This window comes from Paraburkholderia sp. FT54, assembly GCF_031585635.1.
In the GTDB taxonomy this organism is placed as follows: Bacteria; Pseudomonadota; Gammaproteobacteria; order Burkholderiales; family Burkholderiaceae; genus Paraburkholderia.
In genome coordinates this window covers 1,068,675-1,084,898 of sequence record NZ_CP134196.1, presented here as the reverse complement: position 1 = coordinate 1,084,898, position 16,224 = coordinate 1,068,675, and the positions used below count along the sequence as shown (strand labels likewise).

The 16,224-nt window shown below is 62.2% G+C and carries 20 protein-coding genes and 1 pseudogene; 13 read left to right on the top strand and 8 right to left on the bottom strand.

From position 1 onward, the window contains the following. Positions 1-122: 122 nt before the first annotated feature. Positions 123-404 (top strand): hypothetical protein, encoded by a 282-nt coding sequence (locus RI103_RS24400; RefSeq protein ID WP_310818188.1) that lies wholly within the window; start codon positions 123-125, stop codon positions 402-404. A gap of 60 nt (positions 405-464) precedes the next feature. Here RI103_RS24400 and RI103_RS24395 read toward each other — a convergent pair whose 3' ends face one another. Next, positions 465-782 carry a hypothetical protein gene (locus RI103_RS24395; RefSeq protein ID WP_310818187.1) on the bottom strand — a complete coding sequence of 106 codons (318 nt, stop codon included), beginning with the start codon at positions 780-782 and terminating at the stop codon, positions 465-467. Between the two features lie 448 nt (positions 783-1,230). Here RI103_RS24395 and RI103_RS24390 point away from each other — a divergent pair, with 448 nt between their 5' ends. The 3 genes from RI103_RS24390 (at position 1,231) to RI103_RS24380 (ending at position 2,488) form a co-directional block, all read left to right on the top strand. Next, the gene (locus RI103_RS24390) at positions 1,231-1,461 is read left to right on the top strand and encodes a hypothetical protein (protein WP_310818186.1); all 231 of its coding nucleotides are present in this window, start codon (positions 1,231-1,233) and stop codon (positions 1,459-1,461) included. A 106-nt stretch (positions 1,462-1,567) separates the two neighbouring features. Next, positions 1,568-1,894, top strand: a complete 327-nt coding sequence (locus RI103_RS24385; RefSeq protein WP_132377496.1) for an H-NS family nucleoid-associated regulatory protein — start codon at positions 1,568-1,570, stop codon at positions 1,892-1,894. A gap of 240 nt (positions 1,895-2,134) precedes the next feature. Then, positions 2,135-2,488 carry a hypothetical protein gene (locus RI103_RS24380; protein WP_409077027.1) on the top strand — a complete coding sequence of 118 codons (354 nt, stop codon included), beginning with the start codon at positions 2,135-2,137 and terminating at the stop codon, positions 2,486-2,488. Positions 2,489-2,548: 60 nt separating this feature from the next. On the opposite strand, the gene RI103_RS24375 is transcribed toward RI103_RS24380, so the two are convergent. The 3 genes from RI103_RS24375 to RI103_RS24365 all read right to left on the bottom strand — a co-directional run bounded on the left by RI103_RS24375 (position 2,549) and on the right by RI103_RS24365 (position 4,390). Next, positions 2,549-3,085, bottom strand: coding sequence for an arsenate reductase ArsC (locus RI103_RS24375; protein WP_310818185.1), 537 nt, complete (start codon positions 3,083-3,085; stop codon positions 2,549-2,551). A gap of 226 nt (positions 3,086-3,311) precedes the next feature. Further along, positions 3,312-3,512 (bottom strand): hypothetical protein, encoded by a 201-nt coding sequence (locus tag RI103_RS24370; protein ID WP_310818184.1) that lies wholly within the window; start codon positions 3,510-3,512, stop codon positions 3,312-3,314. 194 nt (positions 3,513-3,706) lie between these two features. Continuing rightward, positions 3,707-4,390, bottom strand: a complete 684-nt coding sequence (locus RI103_RS24365; RefSeq protein WP_310818183.1) for a J domain-containing protein — start codon at positions 4,388-4,390, stop codon at positions 3,707-3,709. Positions 4,391-4,824: 434 nt separating this feature from the next. On the opposite strand from RI103_RS24365, the gene RI103_RS24360 reads away from it, so the two are divergent. From RI103_RS24360 to RI103_RS24335, 6 genes and pseudogenes are all read left to right on the top strand, one after another. Beyond that, positions 4,825-5,487, top strand: coding sequence for an NAD(P)H-dependent oxidoreductase (locus RI103_RS24360; protein ID WP_310818182.1), 663 nt, complete (start codon positions 4,825-4,827; stop codon positions 5,485-5,487). A 325-nt stretch (positions 5,488-5,812) separates the two neighbouring features. Continuing rightward, entirely contained in the window at positions 5,813-6,028 is a 216-nt protein-coding gene (locus RI103_RS24355; RefSeq protein WP_310818181.1) for a transcriptional regulator, read from the top strand. 287 nt (positions 6,029-6,315) lie between these two features. Beyond that, positions 6,316-6,498: pseudogene (locus RI103_RS24350) on the top strand (ferritin-like domain-containing protein); the annotation flags it as partial. Continuing rightward, on the top strand, positions 6,479-7,933 hold the full coding sequence (gene iaaH, locus RI103_RS24345) for an indoleacetamide hydrolase (protein ID WP_310818180.1): 1,455 nt from the start codon (positions 6,479-6,481) through the stop codon (positions 7,931-7,933). The pseudogene RI103_RS24350 and the gene iaaH, both read left to right, overlap by 20 nt. Positions 7,934-7,982: 49 nt before the next feature. Then, positions 7,983-8,771, top strand: coding sequence for a CDP-diacylglycerol diphosphatase (locus tag RI103_RS24340; RefSeq protein WP_310818179.1), 789 nt, complete (start codon positions 7,983-7,985; stop codon positions 8,769-8,771). Positions 8,772-8,921: 150 nt separating this feature from the next. Continuing rightward, positions 8,922-9,941 (top strand): fatty acid desaturase, encoded by a 1,020-nt coding sequence (locus tag RI103_RS24335; RefSeq protein ID WP_310818178.1) that lies wholly within the window; start codon positions 8,922-8,924, stop codon positions 9,939-9,941. 110 nt (positions 9,942-10,051) lie between these two features. Here RI103_RS24335 and RI103_RS24330 read toward each other — a convergent pair whose 3' ends face one another. The 4 genes from RI103_RS24330 to RI103_RS24315 form a co-directional block, all read right to left on the bottom strand. Continuing rightward, positions 10,052-10,750 carry a pirin family protein gene (locus tag RI103_RS24330; protein ID WP_310818177.1) on the bottom strand — a complete coding sequence of 233 codons (699 nt, stop codon included), beginning with the start codon at positions 10,748-10,750 and terminating at the stop codon, positions 10,052-10,054. Positions 10,751-10,844: 94 nt separating this feature from the next. Next, entirely contained in the window at positions 10,845-11,444 is a 600-nt protein-coding gene (wrbA, locus tag RI103_RS24325; RefSeq protein ID WP_310818176.1) for an NAD(P)H:quinone oxidoreductase, read from the bottom strand. A gap of 140 nt (positions 11,445-11,584) precedes the next feature. After that, positions 11,585-12,007 carry a DoxX family protein gene (locus RI103_RS24320; protein ID WP_310818174.1) on the bottom strand — a complete coding sequence of 141 codons (423 nt, stop codon included), beginning with the start codon at positions 12,005-12,007 and terminating at the stop codon, positions 11,585-11,587. A 352-nt stretch (positions 12,008-12,359) separates the two neighbouring features. Next, positions 12,360-13,367 (bottom strand): zinc-binding alcohol dehydrogenase family protein, encoded by a 1,008-nt coding sequence (locus RI103_RS24315; RefSeq protein WP_310818173.1) that lies wholly within the window; start codon positions 13,365-13,367, stop codon positions 12,360-12,362. A gap of 160 nt (positions 13,368-13,527) precedes the next feature. Between RI103_RS24315 and RI103_RS24310 the strand changes: the two genes are divergently transcribed. The 3 genes from RI103_RS24310 (at position 13,528) to RI103_RS24300 (ending at position 16,211) form a co-directional block, all read left to right on the top strand. Next, positions 13,528-14,430 (top strand): LysR substrate-binding domain-containing protein, encoded by a 903-nt coding sequence (locus RI103_RS24310; protein WP_310818172.1) that lies wholly within the window; start codon positions 13,528-13,530, stop codon positions 14,428-14,430. A 494-nt stretch (positions 14,431-14,924) separates the two neighbouring features. After that, positions 14,925-15,761 carry an aldo/keto reductase gene (locus RI103_RS24305; protein ID WP_310818171.1) on the top strand — a complete coding sequence of 279 codons (837 nt, stop codon included), beginning with the start codon at positions 14,925-14,927 and terminating at the stop codon, positions 15,759-15,761. 171 nt (positions 15,762-15,932) lie between these two features. After that, positions 15,933-16,211 carry a DUF1488 family protein gene (locus RI103_RS24300; RefSeq protein ID WP_310818170.1) on the top strand — a complete coding sequence of 93 codons (279 nt, stop codon included), beginning with the start codon at positions 15,933-15,935 and terminating at the stop codon, positions 16,209-16,211. Positions 16,212-16,224 lie beyond the last annotated feature (13 nt).

Here is a 16,224-nt window from a genome sequence, read left to right as displayed (position 1 = left end):
GCGTACGAATGACGCGACAGCGCATGCCGCAGCGTGAGCGTCGCTTGGGCACGACGCTTGCTGAAGCCCACGTCAGCGTTTAACGCACTCTCACCTGCTCATCAAGAACGAGGACATCGCCCATGGTTACCACCCGCCCCTGCACCGCCACTTGCGTGATCGACGGCATGCCGCTCACGGTCACTTTCTATCCGGACAACGGCGTGCTGCGCATTGCGGATTCATCGGGGACGTGCATCAAGGAAACGCGCTGGCAGGCGTCGTGGCGCGCACTGCTGGATGAATTCCGCGGTTTCACCGAGCGCGCCGCCGTGGAAGGACAGGGTTTCAACACGATGATGGGTCGTTTCGGCGAGTGCGCCGATCAGCCGCAGCACTCGTTGAAAAACATGGCGCTCGCCTGACGGCGGCGTGACGGGAAGCGGCGCCTGCTGCTGCGCACCGCCTTCCCAAAGATGGATCTGTCACTGACCAAAATAGATTCTGCATTGAGGCCCGGAAGACGTGCACGGCTGGCTCTGCCGGCCGCCCGCTTCCGATTGCCCCGCGGCGACGCCGCCATACGACACGTTCCGCACCGGCTGGGCGCCGGCCGTGCCCTGTCCCGATTCGCTGAACGGCATGTCGGTCGTCGCTTGCGCCGATTCGTTCGCGTTCTGTTGCATCAGCGCGCGGCCCGACACGCCGGAGCCCTGCTGGCCCTGACTGTCCAGCGCGGCCACTGTTTTCGGTACCAGAAACAGCACGGCGCTGGCGAGCGCCATCAATAGTCGTAGTTTCATGTCCAGACTCCTTGAATCCGGCGCAGCAGTTTTCGTCCTCCAAAGAATTGATCCGCGAAAAAAGCGAGGTGCCCAATGGGCCGACGGACGAGTCGATGCCAATGCCAATGCCAATGCCAACTGCTGCGGCGAGTCATCGAACTAAACGAATAATGAGTTGCCAGACCTGCAACCGATGTCGGACGCGTTTGCGCGGCTGGCCGGAATCAGTCGCCGCAGGCTGGAAGCACGGATTTTGGCTCCGCTGTTTTCTTTATAGCTCGGCCATTCAGGAATTCAATCGCTGAACACCCGGGCCGGTCGACCGCAGCCGGAGTGGTTCGATGGAAGGGATTTGTACAAAATCACCCAAACCGGTACGTGCTTTGGCCGCACAGTGCGTTATGATGCTGACATAACGTCAATAATCGGCCCCGCGCGTAGTACCGGCGAGAGACGGAGCGTGGAGATGAAACCGGCCTGCCGCGATCAGTGCATCGTCAATACCGTTTTTTCACCTGTGAGCATGAGGCCTGGCGTGAGACATACGCAGCCTTTCTTGCCGCACGGCGAAGCGCTTGAACATTCACTGATCGACATCCCTGAATTTGATAGGCGGCCGGATCGGCTAATTGCTGCGCCGCGATATATGGAGCGACGTTTTCTAAACGCTGCCTTTGGCATTTCCTTTATTCGATAACCACACTGCGGGCCGTCCCCCATTTACATGGGCCGATGCTTTCGCGGATTTTCCTTGCAATCTGTAATTGACAGAACGCCGGACGTTTTAGAAGGACGAATATCTTATGGACGAAAGGAAGCGAGATAGCATGATTGCGTATCTCCGCCATCGCATGGAAGAGTTTGGCATCAAACCAGAAGACCTTGCTGCAGTGCTGGCATCCGAGCCGGCCGCGCAAAAGGCTGAACGCTACCGTAGCGCAACCGGAGATAGCTGGGACGGCCAGGGTGAAATGCCCCAGTGGCTGAAACAGGCAATCAGCGCAGGTCAATCCATCGACCACTTTGAATTGTCGGCCGCGCCCGCGCCTGCGCCGCAGCCGAAGAAACGTGTGGACTGGCAGAACGACCCCTTCGCGGGAAGTCCGCTCGCGCGTTCGAACAATCGGTAAACCACTGCATCATTAGCTGCTAGCGTAAAGAAACTACCCCGCACTTCCTCGGTGGGAAATCCCAGGTTCGGCACATTCGCCAGCACGAGTGTGACGCACTGCCGCGTGCGCCTTGCCCCGCATGCCCGTGTTGCACAGCACAGCCTTGCCGCGCTTTTCCCCGTTTGCATCCAGATGTCTCTGCCCGCCGTATATCCGGACAGAGCAGCGCCATTGCGCGTTGCATCTCGAGGACCGCTCATGGCAATCACGAGCGGCATACGTCCAGCTCACAGCGAGCCTGATGCCGATGAGCTCGCAAGGAGAAATGTCATGCGCAAATCAATACTGAAAATCATGTTGGGGTGTGCTGCCGCGCTTTCAGTGGCAAGCGGTGCGGCGCTCGCTCAAGGCGGCGGCAACGGCCAGGGCGGCAGCGGCGGAGGCAACGCGCACAGTGCCGCGACCGCCGGCATGACCCGTTGGGGCGATCCCGTCTCGAATCCGCTTGACCCGATGCCGGGAACCACCATGAAAAACATGGATTCGGCCAACGGCAACCCGCCGCCGATGTCGCCCGGCGACCCGATGAATCCCCCGAAAACCGCGCAGTGACATTTGCGGGCGTCGCGCCTCAGGCCTGACCGAGACTGAGGCGGCGCCCGCGCAAAGTGTTCACGCGTCGCACGTCGTGACCCGCGGCGGCGAGGCACTCAGCGAAGGGATCCCCGAAGGAATCGCTGCCGCCGTTGCCGCGGCGCTTGCCGGCGTCGCGTACTGGGGCAGTTCGATAAACGCGCTGACCTGCCGCACGATTTGCCAGAACACCTTCTCGAACAGGCGCGCGCGCTCGGACTCGGCGATGTCGTCGGCGAGCGGATCAGCAAAGGTCCAGTTGCATGATGCAGGGCCGCCCGGAAACGCGGGCGCGTGGTGTGCGTCGACGGATTCGTCCAGCGCGACGACGAGGTCCATGCGTGGTGCCCATTCGCCGGTGAATTCCAGCCAGCTTTTCGGGCTGAGAATGCCGAGCTCCGAGATGCCCGGCCGCAATTGCGCGACCGCAAATGGATGAACCCGCGCGGCCGGCTCCGGCCCCGCACTGAATGCTTCGAACCGGTGTCCGGCCAGTTCCCGCAACAAAGCTTCGGCAATGATGCTGCGTGCTGAATTCTCGCGACAGAGAAACAGCACCTTATATTTTATGGTCACGCTTACCCCGTACCCGTGTTTTTTTGTTTGTTTCTGTGTGCAATTCTGCCGGCCCAGTCTTTCGGCCTCGTGACACTACGATGTTCAAATTTGTTGCGCCACGAGAATTTGTACCAGGGCCGCTCACTCACGGGCACCGCGCGTCGCGCTTGCGCCGAAGCGTATCAGCGCAGGCACCAAGCTTTCATTGAGCCTTCACACGAGGCTGAACTGAGACCTGAGCGCTTCAGACAGAGGCGTCGGTCTCGCGTCGGCCGGACACGATCCGGTTAGCCGCGTCGCTTCCGTCCGACGCGGCCGCGGGCGAAGTCTCGAATGACATCGCTGCGGATGGCGCGCTGAGCGCCTTGACGCCATTGGCAATGCCGGGTGCCGCGACGTACGGAATAAATGCCGCCACCGCAACCACTATGATGAAAGTGAACATGGCCGTCGTGCCTCCCGGGATGACTGCGTGGAAGTCAAACGAAGCAGGACCGCGTGGCAACGGGCGCGCGCCGCCCTTCACGGCGGCGTTCGAGCGACCCCGGCAACGCATGCTGCGGACGTGTCATTGATTCTAGAAGTGCGGATTCCAACGCTCAAGGCCGCTCTCCATATCGATTCGGTCTACGTGCAGCGTCAAAAGCGCAAGCCGTTGAGAAACTGAAACCACAAACCTTCCAGCACTCCGGCCGGATGGGTCTCGGCAGCGGGTTCTTCACGCTTGCCCGGGTTCGCGCGGCTGGCCGGCGCAGCCTGGCTGGCGGCGTCCTGTTTCGCTGAAGTTGCTTCGGATTGGGCGCGGACATTGGACACCTCGGGCGCGTCCGCCGCATTGGCCTCAGCTTCGGCTTCAGCCTTCGCGGCTTCGCGGCGCGAGGCCTGCAACGCCGACACGCTATCGGCGATCTGCGCGGCTCGCCGTGCCTCGCATTGACGCCCAAGCAGCACGCCGAACAGCACATCGCGATTGTGGCCATCGTCGGCGAAACGCATGGCGAGCGAAACCATCTCCGCGTACGCGGTCTCGTCGGCGGCACGCGCGGCCGCCTCGCGCTCGGCTTGCGCCTGATGCTGGCGTGCGCGCTGCGCTTCCCAGCCGCGCATCTGCTCGGCGTAGACCGCGTCGTAGACCTTGCGCTGCGCGGCGTCGGAGAGGATCGCGTACGCGTCCTTGATTTCCTGGAAGGCGGCTCGTGCAACTTCTTCGGTGCCGCTATTGCGGTCAGGATGCCACTTCATCGCGGCCTTGCGGTAGGCCCGTTTGATTTCTTCGTCCGTGGCGTGCGTGGGCACGCCGAGAGTGTCATAAAGAGTTGCCATTGCTTGCTCGACCTCGCCGTGATTCACTTCGCGGACCATCGTAGCATGCAAAAAACGGCTTTATCGTGAAGTGGCCCGGGTGTGCGCCGCTCCATCGCCCGAAAAAAAAACCTCGCCACTGGCGTGGCGAGGCTGAATCCCATGTCAAGGAGGCGTCATGGAGGAGACGTTTCGATCATAGCCGGATGTCATTGCGCCCCCAAACAATGCTTCGCCATATGCTTATCCAGCGCGGCTTCAAGTGCATTGCAGCGCACGCGGCATGAGCGCCGCAGGCTGGCAACACGCCGCGCGGTTATATCGTTAGAACAAAAAGTCGGTTCGTGCCGTGCCCGGCGCTGATTAACATGACACTTCAAAGTCCGGTTCGCCTCGGTCCGCCGCGCGCAGCCCCGTGCCGACGCATCGTGAGCCGTTACCGAAGGAGTATTTCGTTGACCAGTTTCGATCATCATCGCCGGCCGCTCATCATCGGCATTGGCGGCACGACGCGCGCCGCCTCGTCGACCGAGCGCGCGCTCGGCTTCGCGCTGCGCGGCGCGCAAGCCGTCGGCGCGAACACCCGCCTGTTCGGCGGCACTTTCCTGCTTAGCCTGCCTCATTACGCTCCGGAGCACGCTCACCGCACGGAAGAACAGCTTGAACTGATCGAGGCCGTGCGCCGTGCGGACGCGCTGATCATCGCCACGCCCGGCTATCACGGTGGCGTGTCCGGTCTCGTCAAGAACGCGCTCGACACGCTCGAGGAATTGCGCGCCGACGAACGCCCGTATCTGGATGGCCGCGCGGTCGGCTGTATCGTCACGGCTTATGGCTGGCAAGCCGCGGGCTCGGTCCTGACGTCGTTGCGCTCGATCGTCCATGCGCTGCGCGGCTGGCCGACGCCGTTCGGCGCGGGCATCAATACGCTGGAAACGCGCTTTGACAGCGTCGACACCTGCTCCGACGCGAAGGTCGTCGATCAACTCGCCACGGTCGGCCAGCAGGCCGCGCAATTCGCGCTGGCGTTCAACACGCACCGCACGCCGGAAGCCACGCCGCTCGCCGGCAACACGCTCAAGGACGCACAACCCGCGCGCCTGCTGCACGCGGTTTAACTCCCCTCTTTCTTTACCGTCCGATGACGCCGTGGACCCGCTCGAGCGGCCCACGGCGCGGTCGTTCGCGCAAACCGTGCGGCACATAACAGACCCGCGGCCCGCGACGCAGGATAGTGTGTTCGAACACAGCGAATATGATCCGATCGGGGCTCCTACACACTTCCCTGCAGATTTGCTTACGACGAAAGATTGGTTCACCCGCTGCGCAGCGCGGCCTAGGCTTGACCCTGCCCGCTGATTTACCGGCCGCGTGACGCTACGGGTTGCGTCCGACGTGCCGGCCTTTTCGCAACGCATGCGGGCACAACGACTGCCAAAAATCATGAACGCACATATTCGCTACAAGGGTTACGAAGTTGCCCCGGCCGCACAACAAATGCCCAATGGCCTGTTCGCCGCCAATCTGACCATCGAGAAAACTTCCGCGAATCACGGTCAGCATTATTCATTCGACGCGCTCGATTACTTCTTCGACGAAGAGCACGCGCTGGCCTATGCGTTCCGATGGGGACGCATGTGGATCGATAACCACCAGTAACGCCAGCCATCGCAGCAGCAGCGTCATCTGCATGATTGGCGCCGGCCGGCTTGCGCCGCTCAGCATCGGCATTTGAACGGTTGTGCCAGAATAGGCGACCCATCGAGTTCGCCCTCTGTACGCCTGCCATGTCCGATACATTGACAGATGTTGCCGAAGACCGCGCCCTACGCCACTGGACATTGCGCGGCCCCGCCCGCGTGAAGATCGGTTCCGAGGCACACAAGCAGATGTCGCGGTACAGACCGAAGGGCGCGCGTCGATCGCCGTCCATACCCATGAGCGCGCGCGACCTGTTCGCGCTCTGCCTCGCGGAAAACGACCGGCGCATGAGCGGCTACGATACGAGACTGCTGCGGCCCAGGCTGGTGCCCACGCTGGCGCGCCTCGCGCTGCGCTTCATGAAACCCGCGCGCCGGGACACCTCATCAGCACAAGGAGACACCGGCCATGACATGGACCGTCGATGAACAACTCGCGTTGACCGCCACGGAAGCCGTCGCCGCGATCCAGTCCGGCTGCCTGAACGCAGCCGACTACGTGGCCACCTTGCTCGCGCGCGCGGCGGCGCTCTCGAGCCTCAACGCGCTCACCTCGCTCGACCTGGACGGCGCGCTCGCCGCCGCGCGGCGCATCGACGCGTTGCCCGCGGCCGACAAGGCACGCTTGCCACTCGCCGGTTTGCCTATTGTCGTGAAGGACAACATTAACACGGCGGGCATGCAGACCTCGGCGGGCACACCCGCGCTCGAGGGCTTCATGCCCAAGACCAATGCGCCCTCCGTGCAGCGCCTTCTCGACGCCGGCGCGATCGTGCTCGGCAAGGCGAATATGCACGAACTGGCATTCGGCATCACCAGTACGAATTTCGCCACGCATGCGGGGCCGGTGCGCAATCCCTACGATCCCACGTTGATTCCCGGCGGCTCGTCGGGCGGCACCGCCGCGGCGATTGCCGCGCGCATCGTGCCCGCGGGTCTGGGCACCGACACCGGCGGCTCGACGCGCATCCCGGCCGCGTTGACGGGCACGGCGGGGTTTCGTCCGTCGGTCGGCAACGGCGGCGCCGAACGGCGCTATCACGATCCGAACGCCGTGGTGCCGATCAGCCATACACGCGACACCGTCGGCCCGATGGCGCGCAGCGTCGCCGATATTGCGCTGCTCGACGGCGTGATCACCGGCGCCGGCGCATTGCCGGCCGTTGCGTTGAACGGCCTGCGCATTGGCTTGCCCGCGCCGCTCTGGGAAGGACTCGAGCGCCAGGTGGAGGACGTGGCGCGCGCCGCGTTGAAGCAGCTCGAAGCGGCGGGCGTGGTGTTCGTGCCGGTGACGATGACCGAACTGAACGATCTGAACCGCATGGTGGCCGGCCCGATTGCGATCCATGAGCCACGCGAGGACGTGCTCGCCTGGCTCGTCTCCAACGACGCGCCGGTCAAAACCGTCGTGGAAATGGCGGCCCGCATCGCCAGCCCGGACGTGCGCGCGATCTACGACGGCGTGCTCGACGATGTGCTCGGCGAGCGCTACGAGGCCGCGCTGAATCATTGGCGGCCGCGCTTGCAGCAGTACGTGGCCGCGACGTTCGCCGACGAGCGCCTCGACGCGCTGCTGTTTCCGACCACGCGCCTCGCCGCCGTGCCGATCGACGACATGAACGGCTCGTCGACGGTCTCGATCGACGGTTCGGCGCCGATCGACACCATGGACGCATTCCTGCGCAACACCGATCCCGCCGGCACGTCGGGCATTCCGGGCCTCTCGCTGCCGGCCGGCATGACGGCAAGCGGCTTGCCGGTCGGACTCGAACTGGACGGCCCGCTCGGCGAGGACCGGCGCCTGCTGGCGATCGGCGTTGCCTTCGAGCAGCTTCTCGGCGCGTTGCCGGCACCGGTGCTTTGACACCGGAAAAACCTTCGCCAGCACCTAAAAAAATTCAACCAATCCGCCGATGAAAACACCAACGCCCGCTCTCCCGCAGCGGGCCCTCTTGCGCCGCGGCGCGCGAATCGCCGCGACCTTAGCCCTCGGGTTGGCCGCCACCGCATGCGCGCACCTCGCCGCGGTCGACTCGAACGCGCTGTGGAAAATCGTCGATCTGCGCTGCGTGCCCTCGCAGCAGGCAACCGGCACGCCGGGCCAATGCACGGCCGTCGACCTCGACAGACGCTACGCGATCCTGAAGGATATCGTCGGAAGGTCGCAGTATCTGCTGATTCCGACCGACCGCATCACCGGTATCGAAAGTCCGCTCGTGCTCGCGCCGCATGCGCAGGATTACTGGGTCGACGCCTGGCAGGCGCGGACCTACGTCGAGAAGTCGGTCAAGCGCTCTCTGCCTGACAATCAACTCGGCCTCGAAATCAACTCGCAATATCGACGCACGCAGAACCAGTTGCATATCCATATCGACTGCATGCGCGGCGATATCAGCGAAGCGCTCGCGCGTCACGCCAAAGACTCGCCTGATGAATGGCGCTGGGACACGCTCGACGGCAACCGTTACCGCATCATGCGCGTGAGCTCGCTTGGCGCAGCCGACAACCCGTTTCGCATCGTCGCGCGGGACAACCAGGGCGCTCAGGCGATGGCCGCACAAACCATCCTCGTGACGGGCGCGGGGCCCTCCGCTGACAAGGACGGCTGGCTGATCGTGAACAGCGGGCTCGACGTGGACAACGGCAGCGGCTCGGCCGAAAGTCTGCAGGATCACGCCTGCCGCGTGGCGGACGCGCCGTGAGCGCCTGACCGGCAATGGCGGATGTCACGGCCCGCGCCCGAGCCCGCCGGTCTAAGCACGATTTAGCAGATGCATTGCTGAACAAATTGGTTCTGGCGACGCGCGCGGGTCCGTAGGATCGGTCTGAACCTGCATCCGACCGATCCGTTCATGGCGATTTATCTCGACGACACGCAACGCAAGTGGCTCGCCCGCCTGGCGGCAAGCTGGACATGGCGCACGCAATGGCCGACCTGGGCACTGATCGTGACGATCTATGGTGGATGGTTCGGCGTGGCGACGCATGCGCGCGATCTGGGCTTGCCGCTCACCACGCTCCTGCTGGCCATACTCGGCACGTGGTACATGTCGTTGCAACACGAGTTGCTGCACGGCCATCCCACGCGCTCGCCGTTCGTCAACGCCCTGCTTGGCTTCGCGCCGCTCGCCGTGTGGTTCCCATATGGCATCTATCGCGATTCGCATCTTCAGCATCACGACGATCCGCATCTGACGCATCCCGAGCGCGACCCCGAGAGCTACTTCGTCAGCGCGCTCGTGTGGCGACGCGCGGGTTGGGCGATTCGCGCGCTGCTGCGCTTCCGTAATACGTTGGTCGGCCGCCTGCTGGTCGGGCCGGCGTTCGCCATCGCCGCGACGGGCGTGGAGACACTGCGTCGAATCAGAAGCGGCGATTGGCGCGCTGTCCCGGTGTGGCTCGCGCACTTCGCCGCGCTCGCCGCCCTAACGGCCTGGCTGCAACATGTCTGCGCGATCCCGCCGTGGGTCTTTATCGTCGGCGTGGGTTATGGGTCGCTGTCGCTGGGTTCGATCCGCTCATTTCAGGAGCACCGCCCGGCGCAGGCGCACGAGCATCGTACTGTCATCAACGAAGCGGCGTGGTTCTGGCGCCTGCTGTTTCTGAACAACAACTATCATCTGGTTCATCATGACTTGCCGCATGTGCCATGGTTCGCACTCCGGGACGTCTATGAAACGTCCCGCCAGCAATACATAGAACGCTCGGGAGGATTTCTTGTGGCGGGTTACAGCGAATGGTTGAGGCTTTACGCTTTAGCACCAGTCGCGCATCCGGTGCATGGAAATTTGCCCGACTTCATCCAGAGGAATTCGCCGCGGCAACGCGACGCTGCGCGGCCAGATCGCCAGGCCTCTCCAGCGCGCAGTTGAACATGGATGTAGTTGATGCTTCAGGCGGCTGCCCGCGCCTTCATTGCATCATTCACGAAGCAGGTTGATTGCTGTGATTTGGCCGCGCGGACCTGGTACTGGAAACGAAATTAGCCAGCGTCCACCATCACCAGCTCGGAATCTTCAAGGGCGGAAATCTGCGCCGTGGCGACTTTCGTGATTGCTACGCCGTCTAGCGGCCCAACGGGCTCGCCATTCACTTCGATGCGTCCCGAGGCCACGACCAGATAGGCGCGTCGCGCCGGACCCAACTGGTGTCGAACGCTTTCGCCTGTCTTCAGCATTGCGCCAAGCACACGCGCATCGGCGCGAACAGGAAGCGCACCTTCATCGTGGGCAAACCCGCTGGCAAGAACTACGAAGCGCCCCGACCGGTTGCTTTTGGGAAACGGCCGGGTACCCCATGCGGGTTCACTACCGGTTTCACGCGGCAGCAGCCAGATCTGGTAAAGCTTGAGCGGTATCTCGCCCTTGTTGAACTCGGCGTGGCGTATACCCGTGCCGGCGCTCATGACCTGAACGTCGCCGGCGTGGATCGTTTGCTCGGAACCCAAGGTGTCTCGATGCCCGAGCAGGCCCTGGCGCACATAAGTGACGATCTCCATGTCACGGTGCCCGTGCATGGGGAAACCGCTGCCGACTGCGATTTCGTCGTCGTTCCAGACAATCAGAGGACCTAACGCGGCGTGCGCGGGATTGCCGTCCGCGCTGACCGCGAAATGGTGTTTCGCGCGCAGCCAGCCGCGTTTCGCCCCATCCAATGAATCCCAACGTCTGTGTGTGAGCATGTGTGCCTCTGTTTTCCCGCCGCAGCACATGCGACGCGTGCCACCTGCGCGGCGGCCGGATGAGCGCTGCCGCCGGTGCGAATATGCCTGACGTTCAGCCAAACAGCTTGTTTGCCGTCCGGGCGATCAATTCGCCCTGATGCCGGGCACCCGCGAGTTCAATAGCGCTCGGCTGGCGCTGACCTTGCCCGCCGGCGATGGTCGTGGCGCCATATGGAGAGCCGCCGACGATCTCGTCCAGCGTCATCTGCCCCTGGTGGCTGTACGGCAGGCCAACGATGGTCATACCGAAGTGCAGGAGGTTGGTGATAATCGAAAATAGCGTCGCCTCCTGTCCGCCGTGCTGACTGGCGGTCGACGTGAAGGCGCCGCCGACCTTGCCGTTCAATGCACCGCTCATCCAGAGACCGCCGGCCTGATCCAGGAACGTTGCCATCTGGGAGGAGATGCGCCCGAACCGGGTCGGCGTACCGACGACGATCGCGTCGTAGTCGGCGAGCTCGGCGACCTTCGCAACCGGCGCTTGCTGGTCAAGCTTGAAGTAGGCCGCCTTGGCCACCTCCTCCGGCGCGGTCTCAGGCACTCGTTTGACGTCGACGGTAGCGCCCGTCGAGCGCGCGCCTTCGGCGACGGCTTCCGCCAGTGTTTCGACATGGCCATACGAGGAATAATAGAGAACCAGAACTTTCGACATTTCGACCTCCTTCCTATCTCTGTAGTAATGCCACGGTGGAAAATGAGGTGCGCCCGACAATGCGCACCATGTTGCTGCGAGGACCGGTCCAGGTAAGACGAGCCGGCCGGTCAGGCGGTCGTCTCATCTGATCCGTCTTGTTAGCTCGCGTTCAGAGGCGAAATGCCCGAAGCGCTCCGCCCGGAGCGCGCGTCCAGGCTGAACGCGCCGGCACCAAAGTAAGTGATCTGCAGGAGACCACCAGCCATCATCACGTTCTTGAGAAAATGAATCATCTGATTTTGATCTGCGAAATTGTGGTGAAAGAACAATGCAGTGACCACGCAGAACACCGCCATCGCGAGCGACACGACGCGAGCCCTATAGCCTGAAAGCAGCAGCAAGCCGCCGCCCAGTTCGGTCAGCACGGCAACAATGAACGCAAGTGACGGCGCGGGCAGACCCATGGCGGCAATATAGCCCACTGTCGCAGCATGCGCTCCGAGCTTGCCGAGCCCGCTCATGACAAATGGCGCCCCGATCAGGATGCGGCCCAACAGCGGAAGAAATTTATAACGATCCATGACGAATCTCCTGAAATGAAATGAAATGAGACGACGACTGACATGAATGCTACGTGCGCAATGTTGATGCGCATATCTCCGCGGCGGCAATGTATCGTTGCTATTGGCAGAACGATAAGAATCGGTCAAAGCCCGGAACCCGATTCGGGCTCTCTTTGCAATCAATGTGTGAAAAGCAGCGCGCGGCAATCAGGAGATTTGCATTGAAGCGATACATCAGCACACCGCACAACCCTGCGCCGACACATCAAGGGCGCTTTCTCTGCGTCCCACAGCGCTCGCTTCGGTTCCATGCAAGGGTTGTCGCCAATTGCGAAGCGACGCTGAGCACGCCGCACGACGGCGACACTCGTCAGCGGAATCCTTCCAGCACCGTTTTCCCGATAGCCCTTCCCGTTTCGATCCGTTCGTGAGCCTTGCGAAGATTCGCTGCCGTCAAGGGTCCCTCCACATGCGTGAGCGTCGTCCGCAGCACGCCGGCATCGACCATTGCCGCCACGTCTTTCAGCAGGCGGTGCTGGGCATCCATGTCCGCTGTCTGGAACAGCGACCGGGTAAACATCATCTCCCACGACACCGTGATGCTCTTCGGCTTGAACGGCGCAATGCTGTCGTCAAAGTTGTCAATCAGCGTTATGTGACCCTGGGGGTTCAACGCGCGAGCGAGACTGGGGCCGCTGCCGGGCGTCGAAGTAATCGCCCCGATGTAGTCCACGCCAGTGAAGCCGATTGCGTGCAACGCTTCGTCGATGGGCTTGCTGTGGTCGGCAACGTGCTTCGCGCCGAGCTTGCGCACCCACTCGGCGGTTTCGGGCCGGGATGCAGTGGCGATGACGATGAGGCCCGTGAGGCGGTTCGCCAGTTGGATCAACATGGAGCCGACGCCGCCTGCTCCGTTCAGAACGAGTAGCGTGCCGGAGGGTGTGCGCAAGCCACGCGGCACCTTCATGCGGTCGAAGAGCATTTCCCATGCGGTTATCGACGTGAGCGGCAAAGCCGCCGCCTCGGCGAACGACAATGAGATGGGCTTAGGCCCGACGATCCGCTCGTCGACGAGATGAAACTCCGAGTTTGTCCCGGGGCGGTCCATCGCGCCCGCATAGAAGACCTCGTCACCCAGGCTGAAAAGGGTGACCTCGCTTCCAACCGCTTCGACGACGCCCGCCGCGTCGTAGCCCAACACTCTGGGCAGTTGGCTCTCCGAAGGATCTTCCCAGCGACGGCGCTTCACATCGACAGGATTGACCGACACGGCCCTCACGGCGACCCGCAAATCGCGCGGGCCCGGTTCCGGCATCGGAAGTTCAAGGTCGGTCAAGACCTCGACGCCCCCCTTTGCTGTGTAACCAATCGCCTTCATTACATTCTCCAAGGTCGCCTATGCCGAACGGTAGCCACCGAACTACCGATGGTTTGACCCGTTAGCCATGCTATATCCACAACGATATTTCGCCTATGTCGTGAATTGCAAAGCAACATTGCGAGTGGTAGAACGTTAAAGGCCCAACTTGGAGCCACCGATGAACCCGATCACTGACCTCAACGATCTTCGACTCTTCGCGGAAGTCGTCGAGCACGGTAGCTTCACGGCAGCGGCCCGCAGCCTGAGCGTACAGACGTCGAAACTCAGCCGGCGCGTTCGCGCACTGGAGGAGGAGCTGGGCGTTCGTCTGCTAAATCGCACCAGCAGGAGCCTGTCCTTGACGGAAACCGGCCGGCGGTTCCACCAGCATTGCCTCGCCCTGGTAGCCGAATCGAAGGCCGCCAGGGACTTCGTGGACCAGACGCGCTCAAAGCCGCAGGGCACCATACGGATAAGCTGTCCCGTGGGACTGCTGACCTCCGGCATCTCCGCAATCATTACGCAGTATGTCCAGGACAACCCGCAAGTGCAGGTCCTCGTCGACGCAACCAACCGCCGCGTGGATGTGGTCGAGGAGGGCCTCGACTTCGCCATCCGGGTCAGGCTTCCCCCTCTGGAAAACACAGATCTCGCAGTCCGGCAACTGGCCTTATCGGTTCACATTCTGGTCGCCAGTCCGGATCTGGCGGCGCGCCATCCCGTGCCCAGCGCGCTCGAATCGCTCAAGGAATGGCCCACACTTGCCATGTCCAGCAGCAGCGAGCGGTTTGTCTGGAACCTGGTCGACGCCGAGGGTCGCACGAGTTCATGGGCGCATCAGCCTCGTCTGGCGACGGATGACCTGGCGAGCTTGCGGGTTGCCGCCTTGCGAGGCGTCGGGGTGGCCATGCTGCCCCGCGAACTTGTCGATGCCGACATTCAGGCCGGCCGCTTGCAGCACTTGCTGGCGGACCTGGCTACGACGCCCGCCCTCGTCCACGCAGTTTTCCCTACGCGTCGCGGCATGGTTCCGGCCGTCCGGCATTTACTGGACGCCCTGGTTTCGGATTCGAAGACCTGAACCGGAAGTGATAGTGCGCGCGTGACTGCGCAAGGCATACGCGTCATCGACCATGGTCAGCATCGCATGGCCGTACAGGGCCGCAATGAGGGTATCGACGGCCGCAACAAATGGGTGCAATTGATCCAGAGAAATCCCGGCACTGCTGTATCGCCGCGGACGATAGTTCGCATCGAGACATATAGGCTTCTTTCCAGCCATGCCGTCGTTTATCTTGTCTTCCCCGAGATCACCCCGTGAGGAACCGCGCTCGTTTGCCGGAAACGGAATGGATCATCTTTCACCCAGCACTCGCCGACCACGATCAAACGATTCACATCCTGACGAATCCCGCCATGGCGGGCGCCATCCATGAATCCGTCGAATAGCGCGAACCTGAAGTTGCTGGGAGGAAGTCCGATAGGCTCGTATTTTTACGCACAGAGTTCCTATGTGACGTTCAAACCGAATTCTTCCGGCTCTTCCTCTTTTAGTTAGTCTATAAGGAACAGCTCATGCAATACGTCCATGCCGGTAACGCACCCATTCCGGCCATAGGCTTTGGCACCTACGGGATGAATGGCGACGACATCTATCGAATGATCCCCTCAGCCCTTCATGCTGGCTTCCGTCATATCGATACCGCGCAAATCTATCGCAACGAAGCCGAGATCGGCGACTGCGTAGCCGCATCCGGCATCCCAAGAAGCGAAATGTTTCTGACGACCAAGGTGTGGGTGAGCAACTACTCCGCAAGATACTTCGATGCGTCCGTCACAGAGAGTCTACGCAAGCTCAAGACGGATTACATCGACCTGCTCCTGCTGCACTGGCCGAGTCCGGATGTGACCTTGGCCGAGCAGATCGAGGGGCTCAATGCGGTCGTGCGCTCCGGCAAGGTCCGGCACATCGGCGTCAGCAATTTCAACCGTGCACTCATGACGGAAGCTATCCGGCTCTCGGCGGCTCCGCTCGTAACGAATCAGTTCGAATACCACCCGTACCTGAACCAATCCTTGCTGATCGAAAGCACGCGCCAGGCTGGGCTTGCCGTCACGGGATATTGCGGCATGGCGATTGGCCGCGTGTTTTCGGACCAAACGCTCAAGGAGATCGCGGCCCGCCATGACAGAACCGTCGCCCAGATCGTCTTACGTTGGCTCGTTCAACAACCCGGCGTTGCAGCGCTGTCGAGAACCACGCGGATTGATCGACTGGCACAAAACATCGCGGTCTTCGACTTCGAGTTAGATGGTGCGGATATGGCAGCAATACACGCATTGGCGACGGCAGGCAGCCGAATCGTGGATCCGCCGGGTCTTGCCCCACTGTGGGACAGTACAGACGCTTGACTGGCCGTCAGTCAGGTCACTGCGATAATTCGTTTGCGAGCGTTAGCTTCTGTTTGGTGCAGCCAACGAAGTCACGGCCATTTCACCGCAAATGCCGGTTTTCCCACATACCGCCAGCTTACGACTTGTCATCCTGATGGCTCAGGCGTGTGTGTTTGGCGGGAGATGGCTATGTCGGTCTATGTCGATGAAGGGGTTCGGCCCTGTGTGACGGAATGCGCAACGGTCGCGTTCCGGGTGTGCTGTGACGATCGCGCGCAGATCTTCGAGGTCAGCGCCGAGGCTCTTGTGGCCTATTGCGGCGCGGCGAGCAAGCGTAAGGAAGATCTGCTCGTCGCATTCGAAGATGCGCAGCTGGAAATCCTTTCGGTAGCCGCGCAAAAATGGACATTCAGACCGACGGAGCCGGTGCGTCTCGGCCTCGACGAATTCCGAATGGTCAGACATTAACCGGCAGCTATGC

Bases quoted from the DNA above. Each gene is read 5' to 3' on its own strand.
- RI103_RS24400 (WP_310818188.1), top strand. From the start codon at position 123: ATGGTTACCACCCGCCCCTGCACCGCCACTTGCGTGATCGACGGCATG.
- RI103_RS24395 (WP_310818187.1), bottom strand. From the start codon at position 782: ATGAAACTACGACTATTGATGGCGCTCGCCAGCGCCGTGCTGTTTCTG.
- RI103_RS24390 (WP_310818186.1), top strand. From the start codon at position 1,231: ATGAAACCGGCCTGCCGCGATCAGTGCATCGTCAATACCGTTTTTTCA.
- RI103_RS24385 (WP_132377496.1), top strand. From the start codon at position 1,568: ATGGACGAAAGGAAGCGAGATAGCATGATTGCGTATCTCCGCCATCGC.
- RI103_RS24380 (WP_409077027.1), top strand. From the start codon at position 2,135: ATGGCAATCACGAGCGGCATACGTCCAGCTCACAGCGAGCCTGATGCC.
- RI103_RS24370 (WP_310818184.1), bottom strand. From the start codon at position 3,512: ATGTTCACTTTCATCATAGTGGTTGCGGTGGCGGCATTTATTCCGTAC.
- RI103_RS24365 (WP_310818183.1), bottom strand. From the start codon at position 4,390: ATGGCAACTCTTTATGACACTCTCGGCGTGCCCACGCACGCCACGGAC.
- RI103_RS24355 (WP_310818181.1), top strand. From the start codon at position 5,813: ATGAACGCACATATTCGCTACAAGGGTTACGAAGTTGCCCCGGCCGCA.
- iaaH (WP_310818180.1), top strand. From the start codon at position 6,479: ATGACATGGACCGTCGATGAACAACTCGCGTTGACCGCCACGGAAGCC.
- RI103_RS24340 (WP_310818179.1), top strand. From the start codon at position 7,983: ATGAAAACACCAACGCCCGCTCTCCCGCAGCGGGCCCTCTTGCGCCGC.
- RI103_RS24335 (WP_310818178.1), top strand. From the start codon at position 8,922: ATGGCGATTTATCTCGACGACACGCAACGCAAGTGGCTCGCCCGCCTG.
- RI103_RS24330 (WP_310818177.1), bottom strand. From the start codon at position 10,750: ATGCTCACACACAGACGTTGGGATTCATTGGATGGGGCGAAACGCGGC.
- wrbA (WP_310818176.1), bottom strand. From the start codon at position 11,444: ATGTCGAAAGTTCTGGTTCTCTATTATTCCTCGTATGGCCATGTCGAA.
- RI103_RS24320 (WP_310818174.1), bottom strand. From the start codon at position 12,007: ATGGATCGTTATAAATTTCTTCCGCTGTTGGGCCGCATCCTGATCGGG.
- RI103_RS24315 (WP_310818173.1), bottom strand. From the start codon at position 13,367: ATGAAGGCGATTGGTTACACAGCAAAGGGGGGCGTCGAGGTCTTGACC.
- RI103_RS24310 (WP_310818172.1), top strand. From the start codon at position 13,528: ATGAACCCGATCACTGACCTCAACGATCTTCGACTCTTCGCGGAAGTC.
- RI103_RS24305 (WP_310818171.1), top strand. From the start codon at position 14,925: ATGCAATACGTCCATGCCGGTAACGCACCCATTCCGGCCATAGGCTTT.
- RI103_RS24300 (WP_310818170.1), top strand. From the start codon at position 15,933: ATGTCGGTCTATGTCGATGAAGGGGTTCGGCCCTGTGTGACGGAATGC.